Annotated in this window: 4 protein-coding genes and 2 pseudogenes; 1 reads left to right on the forward strand and 5 read right to left on the reverse strand. The window is 71.5% G+C overall.

The window, feature by feature from the left end:
* From AC2CHE_RS26280 to pdhA, 5 genes and pseudogenes are all read right to left on the reverse strand, one after another.
* Positions 1–747: pseudogene (locus AC2CHE_RS26280) on the reverse strand (LppU/SCO3897 family protein); the annotation flags it as partial.
* A gap of 325 nt (positions 748–1,072) precedes the next feature.
* Positions 1,073–1,210: a hypothetical protein gene (locus AC2CHE_RS26285; protein WP_221086915.1), complete on the reverse strand. Its 138-nt coding sequence runs from the start codon at positions 1,208–1,210 to the stop codon at positions 1,073–1,075.
* Between the two features lie 216 nt (positions 1,211–1,426).
* Complete coding sequence (locus AC2CHE_RS26290; RefSeq protein WP_484507522.1) at positions 1,427–2,890, reverse strand: dihydrolipoamide acetyltransferase family protein; 1,464 nt, start codon at positions 2,888–2,890, stop codon at positions 1,427–1,429.
* Between the two features lie 5 nt (positions 2,891–2,895).
* Positions 2,896–3,885, reverse strand: coding sequence for an alpha-ketoacid dehydrogenase subunit beta (locus AC2CHE_RS26295; protein WP_484507523.1), 990 nt, complete (start codon positions 3,883–3,885; stop codon positions 2,896–2,898).
* Complete coding sequence (gene pdhA / locus AC2CHE_RS26300) at positions 3,885–5,060, reverse strand: pyruvate dehydrogenase (acetyl-transferring) E1 component subunit alpha (protein WP_484507524.1); 1,176 nt, start codon at positions 5,058–5,060, stop codon at positions 3,885–3,887. The genes AC2CHE_RS26295 and pdhA overlap by 1 nt, the downstream gene beginning before the upstream one ends.
* 588 nt (positions 5,061–5,648) lie before the next feature.
* Between pdhA and AC2CHE_RS26305 the strand changes: the two are divergent.
* Positions 5,649–6,042, forward strand: a pseudogene (locus AC2CHE_RS26305) (hypothetical protein); the annotation flags it as partial.

Here is a 6,042-nt window from a genome sequence, read left to right on the forward strand (position 1 = left end):
CTGCTGGCCCGCGTCCGGGGCCGGCACCTGGGCACTGGCCCGGGCTGCCGGTTCGCGGGCGGGCGGCGGCTGGTCGGCCTGCGCCCAGGTCGGCCGGGACTGACCTGCGGTCGAGGCCCAGCCGGGAGCCTGGTCGTCGGCACTCGGCGCGCCAGCCCAGTCCGGCTGCTGGCCACCGGTCCACCCACCGGCCGCTGCCGGGTTGGCCTGGCCCGGGGCGGGCTGCCCGCCGGCCCAGTCGGGCTGGCTCGTGGGCGGTTGGTTGGCAGCCCAGTCCGGCTGACTCGTGGAAGGTTGGTTCGGCGTCCATTCGGCGGGGTGCGCGGTGTCCCCAGTGGCGGGATCCGCGGCCCAGGCGGGCCCGGCCTGGCTGCCGTTCGCCCAGGCAGGTTGATCCGATGTGGGCGGTGCGGCCGGTGCCCAGCCGGGAGCGGGCTGCTGCGGCTGGTCTGCCTGGGCCGCCCAGGCCGGCTGATTGCCGGCGGGCTGGTCCCAACTGCCGGGTGTGGCTTCCGCCTGGCGGGTCGCCTGGGGGCTGCCCCACGCGTTGCCCTGCTGGTTGGCCCAGGCTGGTGCGGACGTATTCGGGCGGGCGGGTGGTGGCGGCGCCCAACCGAGGTCGGGGGCGGATGCGCCGTACCCGTTGTCCTGCTGAGCCGGTCGGTCGCCGTGCGGCGCCGGTCCGCCGCCGCCCGGCGGCACCTCGTCCGGCTCCTGGCCGGGGCGGTGCGGGCCCTCGGACGTCATGCGTGCGCCTCCTCCATCACATGTCGGCCGCCGTCGCCGATGGTCTCGGCGGGGCAGCCGGCGGTGCCGGCTCCCCCGCACCGTATCCCGGTCGCCGCCGGTGGGCTTCCGGGGAGCTTCGGTGATCACTTTCCGTAGCCGGAAGGTGTCGAGGTGCTTCTATCGCCTCGACTTTTCCCGGGTGCGGACGACGACCGAGCCCCACCGTACCGGGCGCTGCGTCGGGGCGGTATCCCGGTGTCAGCGGCGGTCGTAACGCCGACGACCCGCCCGGTTGGCCCGGGCGGGTCGTCGATCTGGAGGAGGCGGATAACGTCGTGTGGCGTCAGTGCATGTGACGCTGGGCGATGGCGAGGATCTCGTCGCGAACCGCGGGCGAACCAGCGGAGCGCAGGGCCCGCTCGATGGCGCGGGCGCGGCGGCTGGCGTCGCGGCGGTTGCGGATTCGCTCGATCATGCTCATGGTGTCTCTCCTCCTGGGCTATTCGGTTGTCGTGCCGTCGCCACCCATTGAAGCGCACCACCACCCGGTCTGCCAGCGATTGTTAGGTGAGCTGAGCCACCTGCCTAAGAATCTTAGGTAGGTGACACCTGGCGGCAACTATTTCTTCACCTAATGACAACGGCCGGTGTGTCGGGTGTCAACCCGTGGCACACCGGCCGTCGCCGTCGTCGCGCGTCAGGTCCAGGCGAGCAGGGCCGCCTCCGGATCGGCGACAAAGTCACCCACATCGCGGAGGAACTTCGAACCCAGCTCACCATCGATGATCCGGTGATCGAAGGAGAGGCTGAGCGTGGTGACCAGGCGCGGCTTGACCTTGCCCTTGTGGACCCAGGGCTGTTCGCGTACCGCACCGAAGGCCAGGATCGCCGACTCACCCGGTGGCAGGATCGGCGTACCGGTGTCCACCCCGAACACCCCGACGTTGGTGATCGTCAGAGTGCCGCCGGACATGTCGGCCGGCGAGGTCTTGCCGGCCTTCGCGGTCTGCACCAGGTCGGTCATCGCGTCGGCGAGCTCGCGCAGGGTCAACCGGCCGGCGTCCTTGATGTTCGGCACGATCAGGCCGCGCTCGGTGGCCGCCGCGATACCGAGGTTGACGTACTCCTTGACGACGATCTCGTCGCCGGCCCAACTGGAGTTGACCATCGGATGCCGCCGGACCGCCAGCAGCACTGCCTTCGCGACCAGCAGCAGCGGCGAGACCCGTACGTCACGCCACTCCCGCCGCCCACGCAGCCGGTCCAGCGCCTTCATCGCCCGGGTCACGTCCACGGTCAGGAACTCGGTGACGTGCGGAGCCGTGAAGGCCGAGCGGGACATGTTCTCGGCGGTGAGCTTGCGTACGCCCTTGACCGGAATGCGCTGCTCGCGGTCCTCGCCGAAGCTCGCGGCCGAGCTGACCGGGGTGGTGACAGTCAGCGGTTCGGCCGCCGCGGGGGTCGCCGCCCGCTGTACGTCCTCCCGGGTGATCGAGCCCGACGGACCGGACCCGGTCAGCGTGCCCAGGTCGACCCCCAGGTCCTTGGCGAGCTTGCGGACCGGCGGCTTGGCCAGCACCGGTCCGCTGCTCCGACCGTTGCCGTTGACCATCGGCACGGGCGTGGGCTGGACCGGAGCCGGAGCGACCCGTGCCGGGCCGACCTGCACCGGTGCCGCCGGTGCGGACGCGGCCGGGGTGGTGTCCTTGCGGGGGCGGCGCTTCGCCGCCGTGGTGCGCGGACCGTACCCGACGAGAACGGCGGTACGGCCACCCGGGGCGGGACCGCCGATCAGGCCCGGCTCGACCGCACCCTCGGTCGGCGCGACCTCGACGGCGGCCAACGACGCCGCCGACGGGGTGGGCAGGTGCGTGGTGGGCGCACCGGTGGTGGACTGCTCCACGGGACCGGCGCTCGGGTCGGTGTCGATCGCGATGATGGGGGTGCCGACGTCGACCGTGGAGCCCTCCGGGTGGAAGATGGCCTGGACCTGGCCGGCCCACTTCGCCGGAATCTCCACCGCCGCCTTGGCCGTCTCCACCTCGACGATCGGCTGGTTCAGCTCGATCGTGTCGCCCACCTTGACCAGCCAGGCGAGGATCTCGCCCTCGGTCAGGCCCTCACCCAGGTCGGGCAGGTTGAATTCCTTGATCCGTGACATGCCGCTCACCAGCCGAAGGCGCGGTCGACGGCGTCGAGCACCCGGTCGAGGTCGGGAAGGTACTCCTCCTCCACCCGGGCCGCCGGGTATGGGGTGTCGAAGCCGGCCACCCGTAGCACCGGCGACTCCAGCGAGTAGAAGCACTCCTCGGTGATCCGGGCTGCGACCTCCGCACCCATGCCCAGGTTGGACGGTGCCTCGTGCACCACCACCGCGCGGCCGGTACGCCGCACCGACTCGTACACCGCGCCGAGATCCAGCGGGGAGAGCGTACGCAGGTCGACGACCTCCAGGTTCCGCCCGTCCTCGGCGGCGGCGGTCGCCGCGTCGAGGCAGGTACGCACCATCGGGCCGTATGCGAGCAGAGTGGCGTCGGTGCCCTCCCGCACGATGCGGGAGGCGTGCAGCGGGTACGCCTCGGACAGCGGAGCGTCCAGCTCGACCTGCCCCTTCTCCCAGTAACGCCGCTTCGGCTCCAGGAACACGATCGGGTCGTCCGAGGCGATGGCCTGCTGGATCATCACGTAGGCGTCCTGCGGGCTGGCGCAGGAGACCACCTTGAGCCCGGCGGTGTGCGCGAAGTACGCCTCGGGCGACTCGGAGTGGTGCTCCACCGCACCGATGCCACCGCCGAACGGGATCCGGATCACCATCGGGATGTTCAGCTTGCCCCGTGAGCGGTAGTGCATCTTCGCGACCTGCGACACGATCTGGTTGTACGCGGGGTAGACGAAACCGTCGAACTGGATCTCGCAGACCGGGCGGTAGCCCCGGATGGCCAGGCCGAGGGCGGTGCCGATGATGCCGGACTCGGCGAGCGGGGTGTCGATCACCCGCTGGTCGCCGAAGTCCTTCTGCAATGCGTCGGTGATTCGGAAGACGCCGCCGAGCTTGCCGACGTCCTCGCCCATGATGACGACCTTCGGGTCGTTCTCCAGTGCCTTGCGCAGGCCGGCGTTGAGGGCCTTGCCGAGGGTGAGCGTCTCCATGGCCATCAGTGCGCGCTCCTCTCGAACGACTCCAGGTACCGGCTGAACTGCGCGCGCTGCTCGTCGAGCAGCGGCGACCCGTTGGGGTAGACGTGGTCGAACATGGTGTCCGGTTCCGGGTTCGGCATGGCGAGCACCCGCTCGCGAAGGTCCACCGCCTCCCGGCGTGCCTGCTCGTCGACCTCGGTGAAGAAACCGGCTTCGGCGATCTTCTCCCGCTCCAGGAACGCCTTCATCCGGGCGATCGGGTCCTTGGCCTGCCACGCCTCGACCTCGCTGGCGATCCGGTAGCGGGTGGGGTCGTCGGAGGTGGTGTGCGCGCCCATTCGGTAGGTGTACGCCTCGATCAGGCTCGGGCCCTGCCCGTGCCGGGCGTTGTCCAGTGCGTGCCGCGTCACCGCGTAGGTGGCCAGCACGTCGTTGCCGTCGACCCGGATGCCGGGGAACCCGAAGCCGGCGGCCCGCCGGTAGAGGGGGATGCGGGTCTGCCGCTCCAGCGGCTCGGAGATGGCGTACTGGTTGTTCTGGCAGAAGAACACCAGGGGGGAGTTGAACACGCCGGCCCAGACGAACGCCTCGTTCACGTCACCCTGGCTGGTGGCGCCGTCGCCGAAGTAGGCGATCACCGCCTCGCCGTCGTCGGTGCCGGTCTTGCCGTCCATCGCGACGCCCATGGCGTAGCCGGTGGCATGCAGGGTCTGCGCCCCGATCACGATCGTGTACATGTTGAACTTGAACTCGTTCGGGTTCCAGCCACCCTGGTCGACCCCGCGGAACAGGCCCAGCGGCATGATCGGGTCGATGCCACGGCAGTAGAGCACGCCGTGCTCGCGGTAGGTGGGGAACGCCATGTCCTGCGTACGCAGGGCCCGGCCGGAACCGACCTGCGCCGCCTCCTGGCCGAGCAGGCTCGCCCAGATGCCCAGTTCACCCTGCCGTTGCAGGGCCGTCGCCTCGGCGTCCAGCTTCCGGACGAGCACCAGATCGCGGTAGAGGCCGCGGTACTCCTCGTCGGTGAAGTCGACGCGGTACTCGGTGCCGTCCGGGCCGGTGACGCTCTCGATCCGCTCGCCCGAGGGCGTGAGCAACTGCACCAGCTCCGGATCGCCGGTGGTGGCCTTCCTGGATCGGGGTGCGGCTCGCCGGCCGCGGGCCGGGGCCCCGGGGTCGCCCTTTGCCATCCGTTCCTCCCTGTCGTGTCTGCGTCGGCACCGGGGGTCACCCGGCCGCGCGACTCGTGCGCCCGTCCCGGCTGGTGCCGGGATGGTTCCTGGCGGCCACGCCTGACCCCGGTAGGGGCTGCCGCGCGGCATGAGCCGGATTCTGGCCGAACCCGGTTCGGGAGCGTCGGTGCCCAGTCGCGCCTACCGCGTGGGTGCGCGGAGGTCGCGGCTGCGCTGCCGCCGTGTCATCAGTCTCGCATCAGAGGTGAGGCGTTCCACACCCCGCCCGCCCCGCATCCGGCGACGGCCCCGCTTCGTTACCCGAAGCGCCGGCGTGTCCGGTCGAACGACGCACGGCCGTTCCGGTGATCGTTCTTCACCATTCGGTCAAGATGCGCATGTCGACACGCGGTAGGGGTTGGCTGACTCAAAGTCACTGCCCCAGGCTGATCGCGCGGGCCGCAGTCAGCTTCGGCGGCTCGCCGGGGAACCCATCGGGCGGCCCTGACCAGGGGCGACGACGAGGAGTGCGTGGTGTCGGAACCAGGTGAAGGCCCCGGGACGCCGATCCTCGGCCGGCACCGGGCGTCCGCCTACCGTCCCTTGGTGGGTGCGCACCGGGCCGTGCGTACCGCGGGAGCCACCCGGGGCTATCTGCTGACGGTGGCGCTGCTCGCCGGCACGGCCTCGATGCCGGTCCTCGCCGCGATCAGCACCGGCTCCGCGACGGTCGGCAACACCGCAGTGCCGGACGGCAGTACGCCGTTCATCCCGACGCCCTCCATCGGTCCGGTGGTGGTCCCGCCGCCGCCCACCGGTTCGCCGACGTCCACCGTGACCGCGGTGCCCTCGGTCGAGCCGGCGGCACCGCCGGTCAACCCCGTGGTGCCGACGCCACGACTGAGCATCGTCGGCACTCCGGGCGCCCACCCGCCGGCCCGTCGCCCCGACGCGCGGGCGACCGCACCGGCTCCCCGGCCGCCCGTCAGCACCCCGGCCC

The sequence above is a fragment of the Micromonospora sp. ATLC16 genome (assembly GCF_057196645.1).